This window comes from Pseudomonas sp. JZ134 (genome assembly GCF_051027695.1).
GTDB lineage: Bacteria > Pseudomonadota > Gammaproteobacteria > Pseudomonadales > Pseudomonadaceae > Chryseomonas > Chryseomonas luteola.
In genome coordinates, this window is the sequence record NZ_CP069250.1 from 2,824,557 (window position 1) to 2,847,125 (window position 22,569).

A 22,569-nucleotide genomic window follows, 5' to 3' on the forward strand; every position below is an offset into this window, starting at 1 on the left:
CCCAGCTAAACGTCTCTCTCTGCGGTTACCCCCTCGCCGATAGAGCCGCGTCATAACAGGCTAACGATTCACATCCGCACCGGATGATTACGCACCTGCGCCTTACCCGGGCAAGCGTACGAGTCAGGCCATAAAAAACGACAGCGCCTGGGACATCCAATGACTGCTACTGCAACCTACGAGGCGGAACCTGTTTCGCCTGCCGCGCCTGCAAACTCTACAGCCCGTATCGCAACGGCAAGCTTTATCGGCACGGCTATCGAGTTTTACGATTTTTATGTCTACGCTACCGCCGCTGCGCTGGTCATCGGCCCGGTGTTCTTTCCACAAACATCTGCGATTGCGCAAACACTCAGCGCATTCATCACCTTTGGCATCGCTTTCCTGGCCCGTCCTCTCGGCTCTGCACTGTTTGGCCATTTCGGCGATCGGATTGGTCGAAAATCCACTCTAGTGGCTTCGCTCCTCTTGATGGGTGTTTCGACCACGCTGATCGGCCTGCTCCCTGGCTATGCCAGCATAGGTGGCTGGGCCCCCGTGCTGTTGTGCGTTCTCAGATTCGCCCAAGGGCTTGGGCTGGGCGGAGAATGGGGTGGCGCCGCGCTGCTGGCAACGGAAAATGCGCCGAAGAACAAGCGAGCCTGGTTTGGCATGTTTCCTCAGCTGGGCCCGTCTATCGGCTTTCTTGCGGCTAACGGCTTGTTTCTCGCGCTGGCCGTGCTGCTATCGGACGAGCAATTTAAGGCCTGGGGCTGGCGGATTCCTTTCATCCTGAGCGCCGCCTTGGTAATGGTTGGCCTTTATGTCCGCCTCAAACTAAGTGAAACACCAGTGTTTGCCAAAGCCATGGAGCGACACGAAAAGCTACGTCTTCCATTAACCGAAGCAATTACCAAGCACTGGCATCCCATGCTGCTGGGCGCCTTATCCATGGTGGTGTGCTATGCGCTGTTCTATATCTCAACGGTGTTTTCGCTGAGCTATGGCGTTAAAACACTAGGGTTCAGCCGAGAGGGCTTTCTAGGGCTCCTGTGCTTTGCCGTTCTGTTCATGACTCTGGCTACACCTCTGTCGGCCTCGCTTGCCGACCGTTATGGCCGCAAACCAGTTCTGGCAATCAGTGCAGCCGCCGCCCTGCTGTCAGGCTTTGCCATGGAGCCGCTGCTTACCCATGGCTCAACAGGTAGCATTGCGCTTTTCCTGGCGCTGGAGCTGTTTCTCATGGGTATGACGTTCGCACCGATGGGCGCGCTGTTACCGGAGATTTTCCCCACCCACGTCAGGTATACCGGCGCCTCGGCCGCGTATAACCTTGGCGGCATCCTGGGTGCCTCGGTAGCGCCTTATATTGCGCAGAAGCTAGCCGATACCGGAGGCTTGAGCTGGGTAGGAGGTTATGTTTCCGCAGCGGCGCTGATCAGCTTGATTGCCGTACTGTGCCTTAAGGAAACACGAGATCGGGAATTGTAATCAAGCGACAGCCCTGTGCAGGCAGGGCTGTCGTCCCGAAGGATTAAAGCGTTACGCTGATGGCTTGCGACGCCTTGGTCGCCTTTTCACGGGCCGCTTCCACCGACTCATCTCGAGCCAGTGCCACGCCCATTCGGCGCTGCCCTGCCACTTCAGGCTTGCCAAACAGGCGCAGGGCCGTATCCGGATCACTTAGCGCTGCACCCAGATTGCCGAAACTTGTCTGGGTAGATTGTCCTTCAACCAGCAGTACGGCAGAGGCTGATGGACCAAACTGGCGAATGACCGGTATCGGTAATCCCAGAATGGCACGGGCATGAAGGGCAAACTCAGAGAGATCCTGAGAGATCAGCGTTACCAGGCCTGTATCATGGGGACGTGGAGAGACTTCACTGAACCACACCTGATCGCCTTTGACAAACAGCTCAACACCAAACAGACCACGCCCGCCCAGCGCCTCGGTAACCGCCCTGGCGACACGCTCGGACTCAGCAAGTGCCTTGGGACTCATCGCTTGCGGCTGCCAGGACTCATGGTAATCACCTTTTACCTGACGATGACCAATAGGTTCGCAGAACGATGTTCCATTGACATGACGGACTGTCAGCAAGGTGATTTCATAGTCAAAGTCGATAAAGCCTTCAACAATGACGCGTCCCTTACCCGCTCGTCCACCCTCCTGAGCATAATCCCAGGCGGCCTGAATGTCTTCGCTGCACTTGATAACGCTCTGCCCCTTGCCAGAGGAGCTCATGATCGGCTTCACGACACAGGGCATGCCTACAGATTCGACGGCAGCGGCATACTCTTCAAAGGTGTCCGCGAAGTGATACGGTGAAGTGGGCAAACCCAACTCCTCCGCAGCCAGACGGCGAATACCTTCGCGGTTCATGGTCAGCTGCGCAGCGCGTGCAGTAGGCACGACGGTATACCCTTCACCCTCCAGCTCAACGAGGGTTGCCGTGGCAATTGCCTCGATCTCGGGCACGATGTAATGAGGTTTTTCCTGCTCGATGATCGCGCGAAGCGCGGCGCCATCCAGCATATTGATGACATGACTACGATGGGCTACCTGCATGGCCGGTGCATTGGCATAACGATCGACGGCAATGACCTCCACACCCAAACGCTGTAGCTCGATGACAACTTCTTTACCAAGCTCACCAGAGCCACATAACAGAACGCGAGTGGCGGTAGGTGACAATGGAGTTCCTATCTGGGTCATGCAGCATCCTCTGGTGTATACAGTCATGGATTTAACCGGGCTGCCCCATAGCGACAACGCACTCGATCGCTATCTGAGGTGCCCTTAGAAATAGTGGCCAGCGGCGCAGGCACGTTCCTCACACAGCTGCAAGACCCTACGCCGCTCGGTGTTGGTCATACGTCCCCATTGAGATATTTCCTGAGCGGTGCGCTGGCATCCTGTGCACATATCGGCCTCATCCAGCACACAGACTTGCACGCAGGGAGAGCGAACAGGCTTTTCGTTTTCATTCATGTCCAAGGCTGTCATCTCGTACAGGCAGCGGCCTGATAACGTATCGTTGGCATGAATTCTACTTGGCCTGATGGCAGAAGTGCATCAAAAGGCATCATTTCTCAACTGAATGAGGCGGCTCATGAAGCGAAATGCCGGCATCATAAAGCAGGTTGACCAGCTCCACGATAATGGCAGCCGTCAGGCCCCAGATCCGATACTCACCGTACTGATAACTTGGGATATAGGAACGTCGCCCCTGCTCATCGATCCTCGGCGTGACCTCTGGAGGCACTTCGCACAGAAAGCTGAGCGGAACCGTAAATACGGCTGCGATTTCAGCGTCGTTGGGCGTGTACTCCACGTAATCGGGAATAATGCCGACATAAGGCGTTACCTTGATCCCGTAATAAGAAATCAAGGGGCTCAACGGCCCGACCACTTCAACCAGCCCCGGCGGCAGACCAATCTCCTCATACGCCTCACGCAGCGCTGTATGAATAAGGTCCGGATCTTCCGGATCACGTCGCCCACCTGGTAATGCGACCTCTCCCCCATGCGTCGACAGATTGCTGGCGCGCAGCGTCAGAACCAGCTCAGGATCATCACCTCGAATAATAGGCAACAATACGGCGGCTTCGGGGTGTGTACGATCAGTCTCCAGGTGACGCGGTCGATAATGCCGCAATCGATGGAGCAACTCATCCACGATGCTTTCTCCACACGCTTACTCTTGAGGCATCATGGCATGGAATATCCAGCTTGCCCAACCCCTTGCTTGCAGCCTCAGCTCCTCGCAAGATGGCAGGACGACGAGGAGGCATCATGAAATTCTGTAACTATTGCGGCGGCACGCTGGTTCAGCGCATTCCCGAGGGGGATACGCGCCCTCGCTACATCTGCACACAGTGCCACACGGTGCACTACCAGAACCCTCGCATTGTGGCGGGATGCCTGCCCGTCTGGGGAGATAAAGTACTTTTATGTCGCCGCGCCATTGAACCTCGCCGCGGCTACTGGACACTCCCGGCCGGCTTCATGGAAAACGGCGAAACGATCGAACAGGCCGCCGCCCGTGAGACCTGGGAGGAAGCCTGCGCTAACGTCGGCAACCTCAAGCTCTATACCTTATTCGACCTGCCCCATATCAATCAGGTCTATATGCTGTTCCTCGGCGAGCTTGTCGGCGGGTCGTTTGGCATCGGTGAAGAAAGCCTGGAAACAGCCCTGTTTGACGAAGCAGATATCCCTTGGTCGTCACTCGCTTTTCCGACCATTGCGCGTACCCTAGAATGCTTTTTTGCTGATCGCCGAACCGGTCACTATTCAGTGCATCATGAAGGCATCGCACCCATGCTGGAACGCTAGTTCCAGCTGATATATACAGAGTGAACAGCAGCACGCCTTGGCTGCTTTCTGCAGTCGCTTAGCTAGGGATTATTTTTCAAATGCGCCGGATGTATTGGCTTACTGCTTTCTGTTGCCTGTTTTTCTCTACCCTCTGCCTTGCCAGCACGACAACAACACTTGATGGGCGGACAATCGACAAGGTGCTGGTCATAAAGTCGATGAACAAGCTTGAGCTGCTCAGCAAGGGCGAAACCATCAAGTCCTACCGGGTATCACTGGGCAAATTCCCCAAGGGCCCCAAGTTTCGCGAAGGCGATCAGCGCACGCCAGAAGGCTTCTACTGGATAGACTGGCGAAAGACGAGCGACAAGTTCAACCTGTCGATGCACATCTCATACCCCAATGCACAGGACCTGGCACGCGCAAAAGCAGCAGGCGTGCCACCGGGCAGCATGATCATGATTCACGGCACCCCTATCGATGAAGAATACCCGGAGTGGTATTTCTCTTCGCTGAACTGGACGAATGGATGCATTGCACTAACCAATGCGGATATGCGTGAAATCTGGACGCTGGTCAAGGACGGTACGTTGATCGAGATACGCCCCTGAAGCTCCGGTACACACCTTGAAGCACAGGAGTCACAACGTTCGGCCTTGACCTAGAATGACGCCAGCTGCCACACCTCATAGGCTGGCGTCTCATAGGGATGGGCTTTGCGTAACGCCTCGACAGCCTGCTTTACATAGTCATCGGTCACGACCAGCTCTACTTTCCATTCTGCCACGCGCTCCAGCTCGCCAATCTTCCCTAGAAAAGGGTTGCTTCCAGCACATGGGCGAAACTGCCCCTCCCCCAAGACCTGCCAGCAGCACGCCTCGTAATTACCGATGCGACCACCTCCTGCAGCAAATACCGCGTCCTTGACGGACTCCACATGGCTGCCTGGCACATAGAAGCATAACTTGTACATAAATCCTCCAGATGCAAAAAGGCCGGTCATACCTGAAACAGTATGACCGGCCTTCTCGGACTTATCAGTCTACCCAGACACGCGCATTACGAAACATGCGCATCCAGCCGCCGTCCTCGCCCTGCCAATCACGTGGAATCCAGGAATTTTGAACTGCGCGGAAAACGCGTTCAGGGTGCGGCATCATGATGGTGACGCGACCATCACGGCTGGTCAGGCCCGTAATACCCAGCGGCGAGCCATTGGGGTTGGCCGGATACGTCTCGGTGACACGCCCATGGTTGTCAACGAAGCGTAGCGAGACGGTGCCAGAGGCATCTGCTGCCTGCAGGGCCGCGGCGTCCCTGAACTCGGCATGGCCTTCACCGTGCGCAATGGCAATCGGCATGCGCGAGCCTGCCATGCCCGCAAAGAACAGGGATGGCGATTCCTGTACCTGTAGCATGGCAATACGCGCTTCGAACTGCTCTGAGCGGTTACGCACGAAGCGTGGCCAGAATTCACTGCCCGGGACAAGCTCGCGCAGGTTCGAGACCATCTGGCAGCCGTTGCAGACGCCTAGCGTAAAGCTATCCGTACGCTCGAAGAATTGCTGGAACGCATCACGTGCACGGGCGTTAAACAGAATCGACTTGGCCCATCCCTCACCGGCACCCAAGACGTCACCGTAGGAGAAACCGCCGCACGCAACGACACCCTTGAAGTCATTCAAATCGACACGACCAGCAAGAATATCGCTCATGTGCACGTCTACCGAGGCAAAGCCGGCACGGTCAAACGCTGCAGCCATTTCGACCTGACCGTTAACGCCCTGCTCACGCAGAACCGCGACCTGAGGCCGTATACCTGTCTTGATATAAGGTGCAGCGATGTTTTCGTTCGGATCAAAGCTCAGCTTGGCAGACAGGCCCGGATTGTTCTCTTCGAGCAATGCGTCGTATTCCTGCTGAGCACAGTCAGCGTTGTCACGCAGTCGCTGGATCTGATAGCTGGTTTCGCTCCAGATACGCTGCAACGAGCGGCGCTCGGCCTTGAAGACGTTCTGCTCGTTATAGGTGATATTGACCTCGTAACCGTTTACCGGCTGGCCAATGACCGCCACGCAATCCTCAAGACCTGCAGCAGTGAACTGCGCCAGCACTTCGGATGTGAAATCCTGAGGCACCTGGATCACAGCACCCAATTCCTCGGCAAACAAGGCGCGGGTCAGTTCATCACGAGTAGCGGCCAAGGCATCCAGTTTCAGAGACAGGCCACAGTGACCGGCAAATGCCATCTCCACGAGCGTCGTGATCAGGCCACCATCGGAACGGTCATGATAGGACAGGATGAGCCCGTCCTTATTGAGCCCCTGGATGACTGCAAAGAAGGCCTTGAGGTCCTCTGCATCATCCACATCAGGTGCCTTGTGGCCGATCTTGTTGTGAACCTGCGCCAGAATTGAACCACCCAGGCGGTTCTGGCCTCGACCAAGATCGATCAGGATCAGGTCCGTTTCGCCTTTATCCATGCGCAGCTCAGGCGTCAGGGTCTGACGAATATCCTGCACTGGAGCAAAGCCCGTCACGACCAGCGACAGAGGCGACGTCACGCTCTTGTCTTGACCGTTTTCTTCCCAGCGGGTCTTCATGGACATGGAGTCCTTGCCCACGGGGATGGTGATACCCAAAGCCGGGCACAGCTCCATGCCCACTGCCTTTACCGTATCGTACAGGCGAGCATCCTCACCCGGATGTCCGGCAGCTGCCATCCAGTTGGCGGAAAGCTTGATATCGCTGATTTTCTCGATACGCGCCGACGCCAGGTTGGTCAGTGTTTCACCTACCGCCATCCGGCCAGACGCTGCCGCATCCAGCAATGCCAAGGGCGTACGCTCGCCCATGGCCATTGCCTCGCCGGTATAAGCGGTGTAGCTGGTCGCTGTAACCGCACAGTCAGCCACTGGAACCTGCCAGGGACCAACCATTTGATCACGCGCAACCAGGCCAGTGATGGTCCGGTCACCGATGGTGATCAGAAAGCTCTTGCTGGCAACGGCTGGATGCCGAAGAACGCGCTCTACCGCCTCCTTGAGCTCCAGGCCGGCACCGTCAAAGTCATCACCCAGCGCTTCCTCGCGAGTAGCGGAGCGATACATACGTGGAGGCTTGCCCAGAAGAACATCTAGCGGCATGTCGACCGCATTATTTTCAAAATGGCTGTCCGCTACCGTGAGACGACGCTCTTCAGTAGCCTCGCCAACTACCGCAAACGGGCAGCGCTCGCGTTCGCAGATAGCCTTGAAGGTTTCAAAGTTCTCGGCGTCCACGGACAGCACATAGCGTTCCTGGGACTCGTTGCACCATATCTCGAGCGGGCTCATGCCGGGCTCGTCGTTAGGCACGTTGCGCAGCTCAAAGCGACCGCCACGACCGGCATCGTTGACAAGCTCAGGGAAGGCATTGGATAGACCGCCTGCGCCTACGTCATGGATGAAGGTAATAGGGTTTTTGTCACCCATCTGCCAGCAGCGGTCGATCACCTCCTGGCAGCGGCGCTCCATCTCGGGGTTTTCACGCTGCACGGAAGCGAAGTCCAGGTCTGCCGAGCTGGAGCCAGTGGACATCGACGAGGCAGCGCCTCCACCCAGGCCGATCAACATGGCCGGGCCACCCAGGACAATCAGCTTGCCACCTACGGAGATATCACCTTTCTGGACATGGTCGGCACGGATGTTACCCATACCGCCCGCCAGCATGATCGGCTTGTGATAGCCCCGGACCTCTTCGCCACGTGGGGTTTCAACCGCCTGCTCGAAGGTACGGAAGTAACCTGCCAGTGCCGGGCGGCCAAATTCGTTGTTGAATGCCGCGCCGCCCAATGGCCCTTCGATCATGATATCGAGTGGTGTCACGATGCGTTCGGGCTTGCCGTATGGCTTTTCCCAAGGTTGCTCGAAACCTGGGATATTCAGGTTGGAAACCGTGAAACCGGTCAGACCTGCCTTGGGTTTTGCACCACGACCGGTCGCCCCCTCGTCTCGGATTTCGCCACCCGAACCCGTAGAGGCGCCAGGGAATGGTGCAATTGCTGTTGGGTGGTTATGGGTTTCCACCTTCATCAGGATATGAATCGGCTCCTGATTGGCGCTGTATTGATGAGTCTGCGGGTCAGGATAGAAACGACCGGCAGTAAATCCCTCGATCACCGCAGCGTTATCCTTGTAGGCAGACAAGACGCCTTCACGGTGCATTTCATAGGTGTTCTTGATCATACCGAACAGGGATTTTTCCTGGCCTTCGCCATCGATATCCCAGCTGGCATTAAAGATCTTGTGACGGCAGTGCTCGGAGTTTGCCTGAGCAAACATCATAAGCTCGATGTCATGGGGGTTGCGACCCAGTCCCTGGAAACTCTTGACCAGGTAATCGATCTCGTCATCCGCCAGGGCAAGACCTAGTTCGCTGTTGGCCTTTTCCAGCGCGGCACGGCCGCCATTCAGGATATCGATGACCGTCAGCGGCTTGGGCGTCGCATGACTGAACAGGGCTTCAGCCTCATCCAGACCTCCCAGTACGAGCTGGGTCATACGATCATGCAGGGTGGCAGCCACAGCCTGAACATCGGCATCGGACAGATCGCCGGCAATATAATAGGCGACGCCCCGTTCGATGCGCTCGACCTTGGCCAGACCGCAATTATGGGCGATGTCAGTGGCCTTGCTGGACCACGGCGAAATCGTGCCAAAGCGCGGGACTACCAGGAACAGCCGGCCTACAGGCTCTTGTACCGGAACACTGGGTCCGTATTTGAGCAAGCGCTCAAGCACGTGCTCCTCTTCAGCGGTAAGCGTGCCGACCACCTCGGCAAAATGAGCGAACTCGGCATAAAGTCCGGAAACACCCGGCACTTTACGGGTCAGTTGGTCGAGCAGTTTGCCGTGACGAAACGAAGAAAGAGCGGGAGCGCCGCGCAAGATCAGCATCGTAGGACAGCCTCGGGGCTAGAGGAATTTCAGGGGCCGGTATTCTACCGCAAAGGACCCGGCGAGACACCTTTAGGCGACAAAGGTTTCGCTAATGCTGCGTCAAACCGACTCATGAAGCCGTCCTGAGAAGCGCTTCGCTCCAGAAATGACGACCTCTCGATGGCTTGAAGGTGCCTCTTGGAAACCCTGGAATCATCGCGACTGATCCCATTTCACTCGGATATTTTGGCCTTGCTTAGCAAAAATTGGTTACGAGTGGAATCCAGGCAATAGAAAATTCTGTGGCGTTCCCCTGGTATGGCACTTGGATAGCTTTGCGTATACTGAGTGGATGTTTGCACACCATGCGCTTTGCCTGAAACGAATCGCCTGCATCATGGCGACTGCGATCTTTCTGTTGCTCCAGGGGTGCGAAGAGCCTGACGAAGCTCCTCCCAAACAACCCACTACCCTGGAACGGATACAGAAGGAGGGCGTTCTACGCGTTATTACCCGCAACAGCCCGGCGACCTATTTCCAGGACCGTAACGGTGATACCGGCTTCGAATACGAGCTGGTGAAAAGCTTCGCCGACAGTATGGGGCTCAAACTGCAGATCGAAACTGCAGATAACCTGGATGATCTTTTCAACCGTCTCGACAGTGCTGAAGGACCAGTCCTGGCAGCGGCAGGTTTGACGCCCAGCCCGGCACGGCAGGAGAAGTTCCACTTCTCACATCCCTATCTTGATGTTGTTCCGCAGATCATCTATCGCAATGGTTCACGGCGCCCTGCACAGGTAAGCGATCTGGTAGGCAAGCGCATCATGGTGCTCAAGGGAAGCAGCCAGGCGGAGCAATTGGCTGCACTCAAACCCCAGCAGCCGGATCTTACCTACGAAGAGTCCGATCAGGTCGAGGTAGCTGACCTGCTGAAGATGGTCGATGAGGGCCAGATCGATCTTACGCTGGTCGACTCCAACGAGCTGGCCATGAATCAGGTCTACTTTCCCAACGTGCGCGTCGCCTTTGATCTCGGAGATGGACAAAGCCTCGCCTGGGTAACAGCCGAGCGCGAAGACGGCACCTTGATGAAAGCCATCAACGCTTTTATCGACAAGGCCAAGCAGGACAATACGCTTCAGCACCTCAAGGAGCGCTACTACGGTCATGTGGATGTTCTGGGGTATGTAGGCGCCTACACCTTTGCCCAACACCTGCAACAACGCCTACCTGTTTATGAGAAGCACTTCCGCAAGGCTGCACAGCAACGGGAGGTCGATTGGCGGCTTCTGGCTGCCATCGGGTATCAGGAATCGATGTGGCAGGCTGATGCGACCTCAAAAACCGGGGTACGCGGCCTCATGATGCTGACCAACAACACAGCCCAGGCCATGGGCGTGTCCAACCGGCTTGACCCTTTCCAGAGCATCGAGGGCGGCGCCCGGTACTTCAATCAGATTCGCGGCGAGCTTCCCGAGTCGATCAAGGAGCCGGATCGGACCTGGTTCGCCTTGGCAACCTACAACATTGGCAGTGCGCATATTGCAGATGCGCGAAAGATGGCGCAGGACGAAGGGTTGGATCCTAATCGCTGGCTGGACGTCAAACGCATGTTGCCACGACTCAGTCAGAAACAATGGTATAGCAAGACCCGTTACGGCTATGCCCGAGGCGGCGAAACGGTGCACTTCGTGCAGAATATTCGCCGCTACTACGACATTCTGACCTGGGTGACCCAGCCGCAGATGGAAGGCTCACAGCTGGCCAAGAGCGGCATGCACCTGCCCGGTATCGCTGAAAAGGAACCCGAGCAGGAAATGTAGCCGACGGGCCTAGACCGTCTTTGGCTTTGAAGACTTGGCGATCAGTTTATCTACCGCCTTGGCTGCGGCCACCATGCCAAAGGTTGCGGTCACCATCATGACCGCACCAAAACCGCCAGAGCAATCCAGTCGTACCCCTTCCCCTACAAAGCTTTTCTGCTGGCACACGCTGCCATCCGGCTTGGGATAACGCAGCTGCTCGGTCGAGAACACGCACGGCACGCTGTAGTGCCGGCTGGGGTTACGTGAAAACCCATAGTCGCGGCGCAGCAGTGAACGTACGCGGGACGCCAGCGGATCGTTATAGGTCCGGTTCAAATCGACGACCTGAATCTGGGTCGGGTCGATCTGACCACCCGCTCCACCGGTTGTGATGATGTTGATCTTGCGGCGCTTGCACCATGAGATCAGAGCAGCCTTGGACGCGACGCTATCGATACAGTCCAGCACCAGATCCATCTCCGGCGTGATGTAATCCGCCATGGTCTCCCGCGTGACGAAATCCGCCACGGCATGGACGGCGCACGCCGGGTTGATTGCCCGGATGCGCTCAGCCATCACATCGACCTTAGCCCGTCCCACCTGTCCTTCCAACGCATGGATTTGTCGATTGGTATTGCTGATGCAGACATCGTCCAGATCGAACAGACTGATACGGCCAACGCCACTGCGCGCCAGGGCCTCGGCCGCCCAGGACCCTACGCCACCAATACCGACTATCGCGACATGACTGGCAGCCAGACGCTCGAGCGCATCGTTACCATACAAGCGGGCAATGCCACCAAAGCGTTGTTGATCAATATTCATAATGGCTCTCACTCAACGAGCTAATAGTATAAAGACATGCCACGGCATTGTTGATCACCGAAGAGCGACGCTCCTTATGGCGTTTTGCTTTACCATGGACAACTTTTCGTGCCCTTGCTGCTTCAGGATTCATCCATGACGACCCTTACCCCGACGCTCGAGCTTGCCTGCGAGCTCATCCGCCGCCCCTCCGTCACACCGGTCGACGAGGGCTGCCAAGCCCTGATGATGACGCGGCTTGAAGCAGCAGGTTTTGCGCTCGAGCCCATGCGTATCGAAAACGTCGATAATTTCTGGGCACGCCGGGGAGGCGAAGGTCCGGTGTTGTGCTTCGCCGGGCATACTGACGTTGTGCCGACCGGGCCGGTCGAGGCCTGGCAACAAGGCCCCTTCGATGCTCAGGTCGACGCAGACGGCATGCTCCTGGGGCGTGGCGCAGCGGACATGAAAGGCAGCCTGGCCAGCATGATCATCGCGGTCGAACGCTTCGTAGCCGATCATCCCAACCATCGAGGCGCCATTGCCTTTCTGATTACCAGTGATGAAGAAGGGCCTGCCCTGCACGGGACACGCGCGGTGGTCGAGCGTCTGCGTGTACGCAATGAACGCCTGGACTGGTGCATTGTAGGCGAGCCTTCCAGTACGACGCTTCTGGGCGACGTCGTCAAGAACGGTCGCCGCGGTTCGCTCAACGGCAAGTTGACGATTCGTGGCAAGCAAGGCCACGTGGCCTACCCTCATCTGGCCCGCAACCCCATTCATCTGGCCGCAGCGGCGCTGGCAGAACTTGCCGCTGAGCAGTGGGATGCCGGTAATGACTTTTTCCCGCCCACCACGTTCCAGATCTCCAACCTGAACTCGGGCACAGGCGCAAATAACGTAATCCCGGGCGAGCTGAATGCCCTGTTCAACTTCCGTTTTTCGACCGAGTCGACCGAAGAGGGACTCAAGGCGCGCGTTGAGGCTATCCTGAACAAGCATAACCTTGACTGGCACATTGACTGGTCTCTTTCGGGCCTGCCCTTCATCACCGAGCCTGGCGAATTGCTGGACGCTATCGCCTCGAGCATCCAGGCGGTTACCGGTCTTACAACAGAAGCCTCTACCAGCGGCGGGACCTCGGATGGTCGCTTTATTGCCACGCTTGGCACACAGGTGGTTGAAGTCGGGCCTGTTAACGCTACGATCCATCAGGTCAATGAACGAGTATTGGCCAGTGACCTGGATTTGTTGACCGAGGTGTACTACCAGACCCTGGTAAGGCTGCTGGCATGATGTTGATCTGCCCCCTCTGCTCGGCCCAGCTGACCGAGGCACAACAAGGTGTTATCTGTGAGCAAGGCCACCGTTTTGACCGTGCACGCCAGGGCTATTTGAACCTGCTGCCTGTACAGCACAAGAAAAGCCGTGACCCTGGCGACAATGCCGAGATGGTCGAGGCGCGTCGCCGCTTTCTCGATGCTGGCCACTATGCTCCGCTGGCGCAGCGTCTGGCGGAACTGGCACAGGAAAAAGCACCGGCTCGCTGGGTCGATATTGGTTGCGGCGAAGGTTTTTATACCACGCGTCTGGCAGAAGCATTGCCACAGAGCGATGGTTACGCGCTGGACATCTCCCGTGAGGCGGTACGCCGGGCGAGTCGCCGGGCGCCGCGGGTGAACTGGCTGGTTGCCAGCATGGCCCGCATTCCCTTGCCCAACACAAGCTGCCAGCTCCTGACCAGCGTATTCAGTCCGATTGACTGGGCTGAAGCCGTACGCTTGCTGACGCCCGGCGGCGGCATACTGCGCCTTGGTCCGGCGCGTGATCATCTGATCGAACTGCGCCAGCGGCTGTACGATGATGTACGTGATTACGACGAGGCCAAGCACCTGCAGGGCTTGCCTTCGGCGCTGACATTGGCCGACAGTGAAACCTTGAATTTTCGCCTCAGCCTGGAAACTCGCGAAGCCCGAGCCGATCTGCTATCCATGACACCCCATGGTTGGCGTGTTAATGCCGAGCGTCGCGAACGCGTACTGGCTGAACCCTTCGAGGTCACCGTTGCCGTACGCTACGATTGGATTACCCGGACCTGAAAGCCCTATCGAGATTAACCATGCGCCAGCCAGACATTGAAATCTACCTCAAGGATGCCGACCAGCCTGCCATTACCGAGTGGCTGAGCCAGGCGCTGGGTACCTGCAGCGAGTGGCGCCAGCAGGGGCAAACCTACAAGTGTACGGTCGACTACCAGGGCACCGTGATTCCAGTAACCTGGCTACCCAAAGCTGTCGGCAAATGGAACAGCCTTCTGCTGGAAAGCGATGCAACCCCCTGGGAAGACGATCTGGCCTGCGCCAAGGCAGCCGCTGCCGCACTGGATATCCAGGTACGGTGCGCCCCTGGGAGCTGGGAAGAGGAACAGGGCGAGGATGATGCCGATCGCTGGATAAAAGTCACCTCAGCCGGCATAGAAGAAATCATCTGGCGAACCTGAAGATTTGCCAGTAATAAAAAAGCCCGTCAGTTGAACTAACGGGCTTTTTTTCAGGATTCAAAGCTTGGAGACGTCTTCGGCCTGTAGACCTTTCTGGCCCTGAATCACAGAAAACTCCACCTTTTGGCCTTCAATCAGCGAGCGATGCCCCTCGCCACGGATGGCGCGGTAATGAACAAACACATCCGGGCCACTCTCACGTTGAATGAATCCATAACCTTTGGCGTCATTGAACCACTTGACGGTTCCGGTCTCACGTTCAGCCATTACCACTCTCCAAGCTTCGCAATTATTATCTGTGCCCTTGCAGGACAGCTCCCCAGCCGATCCGAGTCATCCTCATGGCCTTCCAGGCCAAACAACTGATGCTCGTTTCCGCCGTACCGGCGTATAAAGCAAAAGTTTCCAGGCAATTGCAACAGGTTTTATCACTAAAATGTTTTATGCTCTTTTTTGGTGCTAATTACGTACTAATCGTGGCTGAAAGCACAAAATTCGTGCTTTATAACAACAAATTGCGTAATCGAAATGTCAAAAAAAGAGCGTCAATCAAGCAGTGCCTGAGCCTCTTTAGTTTTGCTGATGAGTGTTTCAGTCTGATGATCGTGGGCTTTGCGCCATCGGGCCATTACGGCACACTGCTCGCTTGAATTTCAGGTACATGTCATGAATCGCTCCCCTTTTCGCCGCATGCTGTTTGCCGCCTTCAAACGCCTGCTGTACACCTGGGTTCGCTCGCAGACCATCAATCAGTCAGCAGTAACCCTCAAGCTCGACCGCAGCAAGCCGGTGATCTATGTCCTGCAGGAGCATTCGCTAAGCGATCTGGCCGTCCTGGATGCCGAATGCATCAAAAATGGCCTGCCCCGTCCGGTAACACCCGTAACGATTGGGGATGTGGTCGAACCGAATGCCTATATCTATACAACGCCCTCACCTGACTGGCTGGGTCGTCCTACCAGGCGTAACGTTCCACCTTGCCTTACCCGACTGCTTGAAGCTGTTGGCCAAAGCACAGTCGAAGATGCCCAGATCGTACCTGTCAGCGTGTTCTGGGGGCAGTCGCCTGACCGTGAAACGAGCCTATGGAAACTGCTCTGGACGGATAACTGGGTCATTACAGGCCGACTACGCAAACTGGCACGTATCCTTTTCCTGGGCCGCATGACGCGAGTGTTGTTTTCTGATCCTATCCATTTGAGCCGGCTTGTCGCCCAGAACAAAGGGCAGGAGCGCACTCAGCGCATGGTGCTGCGTATCCTGAGAGTGCACTTCCGTAACCTGAAGACAGCGGTTATCGGCCCTGATATCTCCCACCGGCGCAATCTGGTCAAAAGCCTGATCCAGGCCCCCCAGGTTCGTGAGGTAATCGAACATGAAGCCAGGCATGGGAACACATCTCATGCACAAGCCGAGCAGCAGGCTTTGGAGTATGCCCAGGAAATAGCCTCGGACTTCTCGTATCCGGTAGTACGCTGCCTTGAAGTCATCTTGACCTGGTTCTGGAACAAGCTCTATGAGGGTCTGCGGGTAAATCATATCGAGCGCGTCCAGAATGTGGCGCAGGGCAACGAGATCGTTTATGTGCCCTGCCACCGCAGCCACATGGACTATCTGCTTCTGTCCTACCTGTTATTTCACAATGGACTGACGCCTCCACACATCGCAGCAGGTATCAACCTGAACATGCCCGTCGTGGGAAATATTTTGCGCCGTGGCGGTGCCTTCTTTATGCGCCGTAGCTTCAAGGGCAATGCGCTCTATACCGCTGTCTTCAATGAATACATGCACACCTTGTTTTCCCGGGGCTTCTCGACCGAATACTTTGTAGAAGGCGGTCGCTCGCGAACGGGACGGATGCTGCAGCCACGCACCGGCATGCTGGCCATTACCCTGCGCAGCTTTTTGCGGGACTCCCGTCGTCCGCTGGTGTTCGTGCCAGTGTACATTGGCTACGAGCGGGTCTTTGAAGGCCGCACTTACCTGGGCGAGCTGCGCGGAGCGACCAAGAAGAAGGAATCTATCTTTGATGTGTTCAAGGCCGTAGGGGCCTTGCGCAAGCGCTTCGGTCAGGTGTGGGTCAATTTTGGCGAGCCCCTGAGCCTGCCGCAGTTTCTGGACCAGCGCCAGGAAGGCTGGCGTAATCTCTCCTTTGATCATGATGCCCGCCCTGAGTGGTTCAGCACGCTGACTCATTGCCTGGGTGAGGTGGTGGCTCGCAGGATCAACGATGCGGCAGCCATCAACCCCGTTAATCTGGTGGCCTTGATCATGCTATCCACCCATCGACAGGCGATGGATGAGCGTGCTTTGGTTGGCGTACTCGACCTTTACCTGGGGCTTTTGCGAAAGGCCCCCTACTCGCCCTCTGCAACCCTACCCGAGGGTGACGGACAAGCGCAGGTGGACTACGTGAAGAGTCTGAACCTGCTGGCCGAGCAACAGGATGCGCTGGGCCGTATCCTCTATCTCGATGAGCAGAATGCCATCCTGATGACCTACTACCGCAACAACATCCTGCACATTTTTGCATTACCGGCGTTACTGGCCAGCTTCTTCCAGAACACGCCTCGCATGAGCCGAGAGCAGATTCACCGATTTACCCTGGCGCTATACCCTTATTTACAAGCCGAACTGTTCATCCGCTGGGACCGCGACGAGCTGCCCCCCATGATTGATCAGTGGCTGGCAGCGTTGGTGGAGTATGACCTGCTTCAACAAGAGGACGAGACCTTTAAGCGCCCGCCTCCCAGCTCACGGCAGTTTGTACGTCTGGCACTGCTGGCCCGCAGCATTCAGCAAACGCTACAGCGTTATTACATGGCCATTGCCCTACTGCTTAACCAGGGCCAGGGTAGACTAACCGCCAGCGAGCTGGAGGAATTGTGTACCGTCATGGCACGGCGACTTTCCATCCTGCATGGCTTGAACGCACCGGAATTCTTTGACAAGAGCCTGTTCCGGCATTTTATCGAAACACTATTGAAAGAAGGCGTGCTGCACAAGAACGCCGAAGGCAAGCTTGGCCATCATGAACTGCTGGGCGAGCTGGCCGAAGAGGCTGGCAAGCGAATGCTGCCAGCCGAAATACGCTTGTCGATTCGACACGTGGCATTGGAACGGCCCGATGAACCCAGCATTCCGCCCTCAGTTCCGATGCCCGATTGACCCATTCAGAAGAGACCTTATGTCATGCGCAAGATTGTTCTGTTAAGTCTGACCAGCCTGTTGCTTACGGCCTGTAGCGGCGGGCTGCGCCCAGTTTCCGAACCTGGCCCTACCCCTACGACTCCCAGCACGAGCAAACCTCCGGTCATCATGCCGCAACCTGGTACGCCTTCACCGGCCAAACGTAGCCTGGAAGGTGATGCCTATTTCGAACAGTCCGAACCCTTGCCGCCTACCGCCAAGCTGACTGTCAGTCTGCACAATGCGGCCACGGGCGATACGCCCTCAGGGCGCCTCGCACAACGTACCGTTTTCGTGAAACAGGAAACGCCTATCCCTTTCCGTCTGGACTACGACCCATCAAAGGTCAAGGCTGGTCAGCGCTATGCCATCAGCGCTCGCGTATTGCTGGGTGGCCGCCCGCTGTTCCTGACGCCAAAGGCAATACCGGTGCAACTCAATGGCACCAACGACCAGCCGGTTGAAATCAAGCTGACCCCCGTCCGTTGATACAAGGGATATAGATGAAACGTTTCGCGCTTACGCTTGCTGCCTTAACCCTCTCGGTCAACGCCTTTGCCTTGAGTCTGTCTGACTTTTCCCAACAAGATTCCGCCAGCGCCATGAAGGACGCACTGACTCAGGGCGCGCAAATCGCGGTTCAACAGCTGGGTAAACCGGGAGGATTTACCAACAACCCGGAAGTCCGTATTGAGCTGCCTGGAAAACTGGGCAAAGCATCCACCCTGCTCAAGCAGTTCGGTATGGGTGCGCAGGTAGAACAGCTGGAAACCAGCATGAACCAGGCTGCTGAAGCCGCTGTGCCAAAGGCGCAGGCCCTGCTGATCGATGCGGTCAAACGTATGACGGTTCAGGATGCCAAGGGTATTCTGACCGGCGGGGACAATGCGGCCACGCAGTATCTGGACCGCTCCAGCCGAGACCAGCTTCGCGCTCAATTGATGCCCATCATCAAGCAGGCAACGGACAAGGTAGGCTTGGCTCAGCAGTACAACGCCCTGGCTGGCAAAGCTGCTGCCTTCGGCGCGGTGGATGCCAAGAGTGCAAACGTTGAAAGCTACGTCACGGACCAGGCGCTTAATGGGTTATTCACCGTAATCGCTGACCAGGAACGCGCACTCCGGGAAAACCCGGCCGCCGCCGCTACCAACATTGCCAAAAAAGTGTTCAGTACGCTTTGAGGATATAACGGGCCGAGTAATCGAATAACCCGGCCCGATGCCTTACAAAGGCGGCAACGCCCAGTCGATGGGCGTAAGGCCTGACTGCTCCAGAAACTTGTTCGTCCGGCTGAAATGGCCGTTGCCGATAAAGCCTCGATGGGCAGAGAGGGGTGACGGATGGGGTGAGCGCAGGATCAAATGCTTTTGTGTGTCGATCAGCTTTTCCTTGCTCTGTGCGTGAGCACCCCACAGCAGAAAGACCAGATGGTTACGTTGCTCGCTGACCACCTGAATCACACGATCAGTGAAACGCTGCCAGCCGGCATTGGCATGGGAGCCGGCCTTGGCCTGCTCTACCGTCAGCGAGGTGTTGAGCAACAGTACGCCCTGCTCGGCCCAATGCTGTAGATAGCCATGATTAGGAATGGGCAGATTCAGGTCCCGCTTCAATTCCTTGTAAATATTCTGCAAGGATGGCGGTGCAGGGACACCGGGCTGTACGGAGAAGCACAAGCCATGGGCCTGCCCTGGGCCGTGATAGGGATCCTGCCCCAAGATAACGACCTTTACCTGATCGAGCGGCGTACTGTTCAACGCATTGAAGATCAAGGGGCCTGGCGGATAGATCACCTTGCCGGCCGCTTTTTCGCTGCGCAGGAACTCACCCAATTGCTTCATATAAGGAGCATCGAATTCATCACGCAGTGCTGCTTTCCACTGCGGTTCCAGTTTGATGCGGTCGTCGTCCACGTTATGTCCTCATGTCAATCGAGCGCACCGTAGGAAAGGTGATCTGCTCTGTCAACCATTCATCCCATTTCCTGCCAGCAGGCTCCCGCCCCACAAACGTGCGAAGCATAGAGCAATGCCCCAAGGTTGCGCACGATACCTCTTTCCAAATGCCCCAATGTATAACGCAACCCATGTGCTATCAGGGTTTGGAGAAGTTGGCATGGTGCTAGCTATACGACCTATGTGCAGGAGCAGCCGGCATACCGGAACCGCAGCACCACAACTTGGCGAAATAGATGACTAGGGTTCCGGCTTACGAAAGTAAGTGACTGGTCCGAGAGTCATCGACCTCCGACGAGGTTACACGGCGGGACAAAAGCCCGGGAGAAGACGCGCATTGCGCTGCTCTGCTCCTGCTTGCCCACCACTCATTCGGAGGTTCCATGCGTAAATGCTTGCTTGCCACCCTCGCTCTCAGTCTGACTGCATGGGTCAGCCTACCCTCTTTGGCATCACCTCGCGACGACTTCAAGGTCTGCTGGACTATTTATGCCGGCTGGATGCCATGGGGTGAAGCCAAGACCCAGGGAATCATCGACAAATGGGCCAAGAAGTACGGCATTACGATCGATGTGGTACAGCTCAATGACTATGTCGAATCCATCAATCAATACACCGCCGGCCAGTTCGATGGCTGCGCCATGACTAATATGGACGCCTTGACCATTCCAGCGGCCGGCGGAGTGGATACAACCGCTCTGATCGTCAGTGACTTTTCCAACGGCAACGATGGCATCGTCATGAAGGGCAAGAGTAAAACCGTTGCGGACCTCAAGGACCAGACCGTCAATCTCGTACAGTTTTCCGTTTCCCATTACCTGCTCGCCCGGGCGCTGGAAACAGTCGGCCTAAGCGAGAAGGACCTGTCTACAATCAATACCTCGGATGCTGACATGGTAGCCGCGTTCAACACGCAGGACGTACAGAACGTAGCGACCTGGAATCCATTGCTCGCTGAAATCAAAACTTCGCCAGACACCACAGAAGTATTCAACTCCAGCCAGATTCCCGGCGAGATCATGGACATGATGGTGGTGAATACCGAAACGTTGAAGGAAAACCCCAATCTCGGCAAGGCCCTGACCGGCGCCTGGTATGAAATGACTGCCCTGATGACAGCCGGAACGCCTGAAGGCCAGGCGGCACTCACGGCCATGGCGAATGCATCGGGTACCGACCTTGCGGGCTTCAAGGCGCAGCTGGCCAATACAAGGCTCTTCTATGCCCCTCAGGACTCCCTGAGCTTCGTACTCAGCCCAGAGCTACCAAAGACGATGGAAAAGATCGCCCGGTTCTCCTTTGATCACGGCCTGTTGGGCGAAGGTGCGCCGGATGCGAATGCCATTGGCATGGCATTCGCCGGCGGTGTAACGGTGGGCGACACCAGCAATATGAAGCTGCGCTTCGACCCGACGTACGTGCAAATGGCTGCTGACGGCACGCTTTGACTAAGGCCTGAGCCGTCTCTTGGGCCGGCCCATATCCGCTACACAGGTAATCCACCATGCGCCTGATCAATCGCCAGCCTGATCGCGGAAGTCGTCTGCTTCTCATCCTGCTGCCTTTCGCCCTGCTGCTGTTTGCTTACTTCAGCGGCTCGGCTACTCGCCTAGCGGAAAACCCCAACGACAAGCTCCTGCCCAGCGCGACTCAAATGGCCGCAGCGATAGATCGTCTGGCGTTCAAGGAAGACAAGCGCACCGGTGACTATGTGTTCTGGCAGGACACAATGTCCAGCCTCTCCCGCCTGGCTACCGGACTGGTCATCAGTGCTTCGATCGCACTGGTGGTCGGTATCGCCACAGGTGCCATTCCGCTATTTGGCGCGCCGCTTTCTCCGCTGGTAACCGTACTCTCCATGGTGCCGCCGCTGGCGATCCTCCCTATCCTCTTTATCGTGTTCGGCTTGGGTGAGCTGTCGAAGGTCATGCTGATCGTCATCGGTATTACACCGGTGCTTGTTCGCGACATGGAGCAGCGGGTCCGCGAGATTCCACAGGAACTCTTGATCAAGGCACAAACCCTTGGCGCCAACAGCTGGACACTGATTCTGCGTGTGGTACTGCCTCAAGTCCTGCCTCGTCTTCTGATCGCGCTGCGCCTGGCGCTCGGCTCGGCCTGGTTGTTCCTGATCGCCGCCGAGGCTATTGCCAGTACTGATGGGCTCGGCTACCGCATCTTTCTGGTCCGCCGCTACATGGCGATGGATGTGATCGTGCCGTATGTCGTCTGGATCACGGCGCTGGCCTGGGCCATGGACGTTGGCCTGCGACAGCTGACGCGCTGGGCTTTCCCCTGGTACGACACAGGAGCCCGTTCATGATCCAGGTTAAGAATGTCTGGAAGCAGTACGGTGATCAGGTCGTACTGGAACACCTGAACCTGAGCATTCAAGAGGGTGAGTTCTGTGCCCTGGTAGGGGCTTCCGGCTGCGGTAAATCAACCTTTCTACGGATGCTCTTAGGCCAGGAAAGCCCCTCCCGCGGGCACATCCTGTTGGATGGGCAACCGCTTTGTGCCGAGCCCGATCCCAGCCGTGGAGTAGTCTTTCAGCGCTACTCCGTATTTCCGCATCTTTCCGTGCTGGATAACGTGGTAATCGGCATGGAGCTCCCCCATTCACGTCTTCTGGGTCGCCTGTTCGGCACCGACAAGCGACGCCTTCGCGAGACGGCAGCGGCCATGCTGAACAGGGTCGGTCTGGGCCATGCGCTCGACAAATATCCCAGCCAGCTTTCCGGTGGTATGCAGCAGCGTCTGGCCATCGCCCAGGCGCTGATTGTGAAGCCACGTATTTTGCTGCTGGATGAACCTTTTGGTGCGCTCGACCCAGGCATCCGCAAGGACATGCATGTGTTGCTGACCGAGCTGTGGAAGGAGCACAAGCTGACCGTCTTCATGGTCACCCATGATCTTTCCGAAGGCTTCACCCTCGCCAGCCGCGTGTTGGTATTCGACAAGATGCGTATCGATCCCCATGCGCCCAACGCCTATGGCGCACGCATTACTTACAACATCCCGGTAAACCGCAGAAAAACCTCCGGCGCCTTGACGTCGGTGGAAACTCTGCTGGGCCAACCCGCCGTCAACTGAGG

General features: G+C 56.8%; 22 protein-coding genes and 1 riboswitch. Of the genes, 14 read left to right on the forward strand and 8 right to left on the reverse strand.

The window, feature by feature from the left end:
• Positions 1-159: 159 nt before the first annotated feature.
• Positions 160-1,470, forward strand: coding sequence for an MFS transporter (locus JQR86_RS13170; RefSeq protein WP_434153695.1), 1,311 nt, complete (start codon positions 160-162; stop codon positions 1,468-1,470).
• A 43-nt stretch (positions 1,471-1,513) separates the two neighbouring features.
• Here JQR86_RS13170 and purT read toward each other — a convergent pair whose 3' ends face one another.
• From purT to JQR86_RS13185, 3 genes are all read right to left on the reverse strand, one after another.
• A complete protein-coding gene (purT, locus tag JQR86_RS13175; RefSeq protein ID WP_010797586.1) occupies positions 1,514-2,695 on the reverse strand; it encodes a formate-dependent phosphoribosylglycinamide formyltransferase in 1,182 nt (393 codons plus the stop codon).
• Between the two features lie 84 nt (positions 2,696-2,779).
• Positions 2,780-2,971 (reverse strand): DUF1289 domain-containing protein, encoded by a 192-nt coding sequence (locus JQR86_RS13180; protein ID WP_073450372.1) that lies wholly within the window; start codon positions 2,969-2,971, stop codon positions 2,780-2,782.
• A gap of 94 nt (positions 2,972-3,065) precedes the next feature.
• Positions 3,066-3,662 carry a CoA pyrophosphatase gene (locus tag JQR86_RS13185; RefSeq protein WP_197872740.1) on the reverse strand — a complete coding sequence of 199 codons (597 nt, stop codon included), beginning with the start codon at positions 3,660-3,662 and terminating at the stop codon, positions 3,066-3,068.
• Positions 3,663-3,775: 113 nt separating this feature from the next.
• Between JQR86_RS13185 and JQR86_RS13190 the strand changes: the two genes are divergently transcribed.
• Together JQR86_RS13190 and JQR86_RS13195 are read left to right on the forward strand one after the other, a co-directional pair.
• On the forward strand, positions 3,776-4,318 hold the full coding sequence (locus tag JQR86_RS13190; RefSeq protein WP_312270121.1) for an NUDIX hydrolase: 543 nt from the start codon (positions 3,776-3,778) through the stop codon (positions 4,316-4,318).
• Between the two features lie 89 nt (positions 4,319-4,407).
• A complete protein-coding gene (locus JQR86_RS13195) occupies positions 4,408-4,911 on the forward strand; it encodes a L,D-transpeptidase family protein (RefSeq protein WP_037030094.1) in 504 nt (167 codons plus the stop codon).
• A 50-nt stretch (positions 4,912-4,961) separates the two neighbouring features.
• Here the strand turns inward: JQR86_RS13195 and JQR86_RS13200 are convergent, their stop codons facing one another.
• Both JQR86_RS13200 and purL read right to left on the reverse strand, forming a co-directional pair.
• Complete coding sequence (locus tag JQR86_RS13200; protein WP_010797582.1) at positions 4,962-5,273, reverse strand: Nif3-like dinuclear metal center hexameric protein; 312 nt, start codon at positions 5,271-5,273, stop codon at positions 4,962-4,964.
• Positions 5,274-5,337: 64 nt separating this feature from the next.
• Positions 5,338-9,237, reverse strand: coding sequence for a phosphoribosylformylglycinamidine synthase (gene purL / locus JQR86_RS13205; protein WP_434153696.1), 3,900 nt, complete (start codon positions 9,235-9,237; stop codon positions 5,338-5,340).
• 334 nt (positions 9,238-9,571) lie between these two features.
• Here purL and mltF point away from each other — a divergent pair, with 334 nt between their 5' ends.
• A complete protein-coding gene (gene mltF, locus JQR86_RS13210; protein ID WP_407363356.1) occupies positions 9,572-11,044 on the forward strand; it encodes a membrane-bound lytic murein transglycosylase MltF in 1,473 nt (490 codons plus the stop codon).
• Between the two features lie 9 nt (positions 11,045-11,053).
• On the opposite strand, the gene tcdA is transcribed toward mltF, so the two are convergent.
• Positions 11,054-11,851, reverse strand: a complete 798-nt coding sequence (tcdA, locus tag JQR86_RS13215) for a tRNA cyclic N6-threonylcarbamoyladenosine(37) synthase TcdA (protein ID WP_407363045.1) — start codon at positions 11,849-11,851, stop codon at positions 11,054-11,056.
• A 135-nt stretch (positions 11,852-11,986) separates the two neighbouring features.
• On the opposite strand from tcdA, the gene dapE reads away from it, so the two are divergent.
• Genes dapE through JQR86_RS13230 form a run of 3 tightly spaced genes read left to right on the forward strand, consistent with a single transcriptional unit; the run spans position 11,987 to position 14,330 of the window.
• Positions 11,987-13,126 (forward strand): succinyl-diaminopimelate desuccinylase, encoded by a 1,140-nt coding sequence (gene dapE / locus JQR86_RS13220; RefSeq protein WP_434153697.1) that lies wholly within the window; start codon positions 11,987-11,989, stop codon positions 13,124-13,126.
• On the forward strand, positions 13,126-13,929 hold the full coding sequence (locus JQR86_RS13225) for a putative RNA methyltransferase (RefSeq protein WP_219652864.1): 804 nt from the start codon (positions 13,126-13,128) through the stop codon (positions 13,927-13,929). Before dapE ends, JQR86_RS13225 begins: the two co-directional genes overlap by 1 nt.
• 20 nt (positions 13,930-13,949) lie before the next feature.
• Positions 13,950-14,330 carry a hypothetical protein gene (locus JQR86_RS13230; protein WP_019366583.1) on the forward strand — a complete coding sequence of 127 codons (381 nt, stop codon included), beginning with the start codon at positions 13,950-13,952 and terminating at the stop codon, positions 14,328-14,330.
• A gap of 57 nt (positions 14,331-14,387) precedes the next feature.
• On the opposite strand, the gene JQR86_RS13235 is transcribed toward JQR86_RS13230, so the two are convergent.
• Positions 14,388-14,597: a cold-shock protein gene (locus JQR86_RS13235; RefSeq protein ID WP_010797575.1), complete on the reverse strand. Its 210-nt coding sequence runs from the start codon at positions 14,595-14,597 to the stop codon at positions 14,388-14,390.
• Positions 14,598-14,671: 74 nt separating this feature from the next.
• Here JQR86_RS13235 and JQR86_RS13240 point away from each other — a divergent pair, with 74 nt between their 5' ends.
• From JQR86_RS13240 to JQR86_RS13255, 4 genes are read left to right on the forward strand one after another with little or no spacing between them, the layout of a single operon-like run.
• On the forward strand, positions 14,672-14,980 hold the full coding sequence (locus tag JQR86_RS13240; protein ID WP_150347786.1) for a hypothetical protein: 309 nt from the start codon (positions 14,672-14,674) through the stop codon (positions 14,978-14,980).
• 16 nt (positions 14,981-14,996) lie between these two features.
• Positions 14,997-17,498, forward strand: a complete 2,502-nt coding sequence (plsB, locus tag JQR86_RS13245) for a glycerol-3-phosphate 1-O-acyltransferase PlsB (RefSeq protein WP_434153698.1) — start codon at positions 14,997-14,999, stop codon at positions 17,496-17,498.
• Positions 17,499-17,522: 24 nt separating this feature from the next.
• A complete protein-coding gene (locus JQR86_RS13250) occupies positions 17,523-18,008 on the forward strand; it encodes a YbaY family lipoprotein (protein ID WP_122043144.1) in 486 nt (161 codons plus the stop codon).
• A 14-nt stretch (positions 18,009-18,022) separates the two neighbouring features.
• Positions 18,023-18,700 carry a DUF4197 domain-containing protein gene (locus JQR86_RS13255; RefSeq protein ID WP_434153699.1) on the forward strand — a complete coding sequence of 226 codons (678 nt, stop codon included), beginning with the start codon at positions 18,023-18,025 and terminating at the stop codon, positions 18,698-18,700.
• A gap of 42 nt (positions 18,701-18,742) precedes the next feature.
• Here the strand turns inward: JQR86_RS13255 and ung are convergent, their stop codons facing one another.
• Positions 18,743-19,432 carry a uracil-DNA glycosylase gene (gene ung / locus JQR86_RS13260; RefSeq protein WP_010797570.1) on the reverse strand — a complete coding sequence of 230 codons (690 nt, stop codon included), beginning with the start codon at positions 19,430-19,432 and terminating at the stop codon, positions 18,743-18,745.
• A gap of 271 nt (positions 19,433-19,703) precedes the next feature.
• Positions 19,704-19,803: riboswitch (guanidine-I (ykkC/yxkD leader) on the forward strand.
• Between the two features lie 54 nt (positions 19,804-19,857).
• Here ung and JQR86_RS13265 point away from each other — a divergent pair.
• The 3 genes from JQR86_RS13265 to JQR86_RS13275 are packed head-to-tail and all read left to right on the forward strand — an operon-like array spanning position 19,858 to position 22,567.
• Positions 19,858-20,922, forward strand: a complete 1,065-nt coding sequence (locus JQR86_RS13265) for a putative urea ABC transporter substrate-binding protein (protein WP_434153700.1) — start codon at positions 19,858-19,860, stop codon at positions 20,920-20,922.
• 56 nt (positions 20,923-20,978) lie between these two features.
• Positions 20,979-21,797, forward strand: coding sequence for an ABC transporter permease (locus JQR86_RS13270; RefSeq protein ID WP_434153701.1), 819 nt, complete (start codon positions 20,979-20,981; stop codon positions 21,795-21,797).
• A complete protein-coding gene (locus JQR86_RS13275; RefSeq protein WP_434153702.1) occupies positions 21,794-22,567 on the forward strand; it encodes an ABC transporter ATP-binding protein in 774 nt (257 codons plus the stop codon). The genes JQR86_RS13270 and JQR86_RS13275 overlap by 4 nt, the downstream gene beginning before the upstream one ends.
• The last annotated feature ends 2 nt before the right edge of the window (positions 22,568-22,569 follow it).

Excerpts from the sequence above, each read along its gene's own strand:
- JQR86_RS13170 (WP_434153695.1), top strand. The coding sequence starts at position 160 with ATGACTGCTACTGCAACCTACGAGGCGGAACCTGTTTCGCCTGCCGCG.
- purT (WP_010797586.1), bottom strand. The coding sequence starts at position 2,695 with ATGACCCAGATAGGAACTCCATTGTCACCTACCGCCACTCGCGTTCTG.
- JQR86_RS13180 (WP_073450372.1), bottom strand. The coding sequence starts at position 2,971 with ATGAATGAAAACGAAAAGCCTGTTCGCTCTCCCTGCGTGCAAGTCTGT.
- JQR86_RS13190 (WP_312270121.1), top strand. The coding sequence starts at position 3,776 with ATGAAATTCTGTAACTATTGCGGCGGCACGCTGGTTCAGCGCATTCCC.
- JQR86_RS13195 (WP_037030094.1), top strand. The coding sequence starts at position 4,408 with ATGTATTGGCTTACTGCTTTCTGTTGCCTGTTTTTCTCTACCCTCTGC.
- JQR86_RS13200 (WP_010797582.1), bottom strand. The coding sequence starts at position 5,273 with ATGTACAAGTTATGCTTCTATGTGCCAGGCAGCCATGTGGAGTCCGTC.
- purL (WP_434153696.1), bottom strand. The coding sequence starts at position 9,237 with ATGCTGATCTTGCGCGGCGCTCCCGCTCTTTCTTCGTTTCGTCACGGC.
- mltF (WP_407363356.1), top strand. The coding sequence starts at position 9,572 with ATGTTTGCACACCATGCGCTTTGCCTGAAACGAATCGCCTGCATCATG.
- tcdA (WP_407363045.1), bottom strand. The coding sequence starts at position 11,851 with ATGAATATTGATCAACAACGCTTTGGTGGCATTGCCCGCTTGTATGGT.
- dapE (WP_434153697.1), top strand. The coding sequence starts at position 11,987 with ATGACGACCCTTACCCCGACGCTCGAGCTTGCCTGCGAGCTCATCCGC.
- JQR86_RS13225 (WP_219652864.1), top strand. The coding sequence starts at position 13,126 with ATGTTGATCTGCCCCCTCTGCTCGGCCCAGCTGACCGAGGCACAACAA.
- JQR86_RS13230 (WP_019366583.1), top strand. The coding sequence starts at position 13,950 with ATGCGCCAGCCAGACATTGAAATCTACCTCAAGGATGCCGACCAGCCT.
- JQR86_RS13235 (WP_010797575.1), bottom strand. The coding sequence starts at position 14,597 with ATGGCTGAACGTGAGACCGGAACCGTCAAGTGGTTCAATGACGCCAAA.
- JQR86_RS13240 (WP_150347786.1), top strand. The coding sequence starts at position 14,672 with ATGGCCTTCCAGGCCAAACAACTGATGCTCGTTTCCGCCGTACCGGCG.
- plsB (WP_434153698.1), top strand. The coding sequence starts at position 14,997 with ATGAATCGCTCCCCTTTTCGCCGCATGCTGTTTGCCGCCTTCAAACGC.
- JQR86_RS13250 (WP_122043144.1), top strand. The coding sequence starts at position 17,523 with ATGCGCAAGATTGTTCTGTTAAGTCTGACCAGCCTGTTGCTTACGGCC.
- JQR86_RS13255 (WP_434153699.1), top strand. The coding sequence starts at position 18,023 with ATGAAACGTTTCGCGCTTACGCTTGCTGCCTTAACCCTCTCGGTCAAC.
- JQR86_RS13265 (WP_434153700.1), top strand. The coding sequence starts at position 19,858 with ATGCGTAAATGCTTGCTTGCCACCCTCGCTCTCAGTCTGACTGCATGG.
- JQR86_RS13270 (WP_434153701.1), top strand. The coding sequence starts at position 20,979 with ATGCGCCTGATCAATCGCCAGCCTGATCGCGGAAGTCGTCTGCTTCTC.
- JQR86_RS13275 (WP_434153702.1), top strand. The coding sequence starts at position 21,794 with ATGATCCAGGTTAAGAATGTCTGGAAGCAGTACGGTGATCAGGTCGTA.